The organism is Eudoraea sp., from assembly GCF_049665975.1.
Taxonomy (GTDB): domain Bacteria; phylum Bacteroidota; class Bacteroidia; order Flavobacteriales; family Flavobacteriaceae; genus Eudoraea.
Map to the genome: position 1 here is coordinate 1 of NZ_JBATGR010000433.1, position 2,535 is coordinate 2,535.

Sequence of the window (2,535 nt, forward strand, 5' to 3'; positions counted from 1 at the left end):
GAGGAAGACGGTGTTTTGGGTTATGCTAAAAGACTTCGTCATGGAGAAATTGGCAAAGGTTTAAATGACTATGACGCTATTTTCACAGAGTTGAAAAGAGTAAATTTTGATGGATGGATCAGCATAGAAGACGGCGTGGACGGAATGGATCAGTTAGCACGAAGCGTAGCTTTTCTAAGAAAAAAAATTGCCATGTACTGGCCTGATTTTAAATAAGTTAACACCTTATAAATAAAGTTATTATTGATTATAATTAAAAAACAAGTTATAACGTATTCCAGCGTAAATAATTTTATTCAGGCATTCAATTTCTACCAAAAATTGCCTTAGTTTTTTACTTAATCAAGTTACGGCAAGCTACCCATTCCTTCAGTTTCTCGCGGGCATCCGCTGCAGGATACCCTAATACAGTTTTCCCCGCCGGAACGTCAGCCAAAACTCCTGAACCAGCTCCTACAGTAGCACCGGAATGAATTGTTGTGTGATCTTTTATAGATGCACTACCTCCAATAACTACTCCGTCGCCCAGGGTCACAGATCCAGCGAGACCACTTGCCCCTGCCATGATACAAGAACGCCCTAAAACACAATTATGAGCAATCTGGACCTGGTTATCAATCTTACAACCGTCGCCTAATATTGTAGAACTAAATTTTGCGCGGTCAACGGATGAATTTGCTCCAATTTCCACGTCATTACCAATTACCACATTCCCTATATGAGGAATTTTTACTAACCCTCGTCCATCTTCCCTAGGGCGATATCCAAAACCATCGCCACCAATGCTTACGTTATTCTGAAAAATGCAGTAAGCCCCTATTACGGTTCGCTCGCGAATAACCGTACCTGACCATATAATTGTATGAGCTCCAATTGTAGTTTCGTCCAGAACAGTGACATTAGGATATACAATAACCTTTTCACCCAGAACAACATCTTTTCCTATATAACATCCGGCACCAATTTTACTTCCTTCACCTATTGTGGCCGTGTCATGAATAACTGCAGTGGGATGTATATCTACATCAAAATGTGGTGTTTCTTTAACAAAAACTTCCAATAGTTTTGCCATAGCCAAATCAGCATTTTTCACTCTAATCAGGGCTTTGTTTTCTCCGGGCTCAGCTTTGAGTCCTTCGTTAATAATTGCCGCTGCTGCTTTGGAATTTTCCCATTTTTGAGCATATTTTCTGCTCCCGATAAAAGTGATTTGCGAATTACCAGCTTTATCAATTTCTTCTAAACCCAATATCTTCTGATCTGTATTTCCCACTAGTTCTCCTCCGAGAATCGCATTAATTTCCTGAATAGTAAATGATTTCATATGTTTTAGTTGTTAGCTTTTATGGTAATAATAGGGTCATTTTACAAAGATAGAATTTATATTTAGAGCATCATTTTTACACACTTTACAAATGGGCAAGGGTATAAATCAGGGATGGTAATTTAAAAGATATTGTTGGTTTGAGCAGATATTAAATAATTTGCTACTCTACAAATATACTTAAGCTTCTAATTGGTATTAGTTGCACTTTTCGAAATTCTACTTCGGAACCTTCCGCCTGCAAGGCAATTTGACCAATGCTGGCCGTGGTTTCATAACCATAGTTAACCAAATCTCCATTTACCCAGACTTTCACCTCATTTTTTAAACATTCTACGACCATTGAATTCCATTCTCCCAAGGGGTTTTCAGAACCATCGGTAAGGTTTTTAATCCTCCTCGCCTTACCTTCAATAATACCCCAGTTTTCTTTGGGCCCTCTGCGTCCTATCATATCGTCCGTTTTTATATCTTCAACTATACACCAAAAATCACCTGCATTTTCATGCATCATTTGCACTTCTATTGACTTTGGAAACATTTTATACAATGCTCTTGGTTTTGATGCATGTACCAATACACCGCAATTACCTGGTTTTCCGGGGAAACGGTATTCAATTTCCAACCTGTAATCCTGAAATACTGAATCTGTAATCAGATGGCCTCGAGGAGTACCAAGGCTAACCAGCATCCCATTCCGAATGATAAATGGGTTTATAGAAGTTGGAATACTATCCATTTCTGGAACATCAACATGCCAACCATCAAAATCTTTTCCATTAAAAAGGCTAAAAGAATCTTTTTGACCACATCCAATTAATAATGATATGAATATCAGAAATGTCAAAAATCTTTTCATGTAATGCTGGTGATTTAAATAAATGTGCAATAAATCATATTAAAAAGAATTGATTACCATAATCCCTGCAGAACTAAATTGATGCATATCAGGTAAGTGAAATGGTACTTCTTCCAGGGAAATGGTTTTAGTGATCATATTGCTTAATTTAATTCCTGTGGATTTAATAAAATTAAACATTTCAGGATATTTATGGGCTTGCATCCCATGGCTTCCCAGGATCTCCAATTCGTTTGCCACAACTAGTGGCATAGGTATCGGAGGTGTAACATGTGATTCTGTCATTAAGCCAATCTGAATATGCCTACCCCTTTTTCTAAGTCCCATTATTGAATTCAGGCAGGTAGTATTA

3 protein-coding genes and 1 pseudogene are annotated in these 2,535 nt (G+C 37.7%); 1 reads left to right on the forward strand and 3 read right to left on the reverse strand.

Translation table 11 applies throughout. The features are described 5' to 3' along the window. A partial coding sequence (locus tag WBN20_RS14240) for a TIM barrel protein (protein ID WP_424282168.1) occupies positions 1-216 on the forward strand: 216 nt, incomplete at its 5' end. Between the two features lie 118 nt (positions 217-334). On the opposite strand, the gene lpxD is transcribed toward WBN20_RS14240, so the two are convergent. From lpxD to WBN20_RS14255, 3 genes and pseudogenes are all read right to left on the reverse strand, one after another. Then, complete coding sequence (gene lpxD, locus WBN20_RS14245; protein ID WP_424272008.1) at positions 335-1,324, reverse strand: UDP-3-O-(3-hydroxymyristoyl)glucosamine N-acyltransferase; 990 nt, start codon at positions 1,322-1,324, stop codon at positions 335-337. A gap of 163 nt (positions 1,325-1,487) precedes the next feature. Then, entirely contained in the window at positions 1,488-2,183 is a 696-nt protein-coding gene (locus WBN20_RS14250; RefSeq protein WP_424282169.1) for a 3-keto-disaccharide hydrolase, read from the reverse strand. A 39-nt stretch (positions 2,184-2,222) separates the two neighbouring features. After that, a pseudogene (locus tag WBN20_RS14255) lies at positions 2,223-2,535 on the reverse strand (alcohol dehydrogenase); the annotation flags it as partial.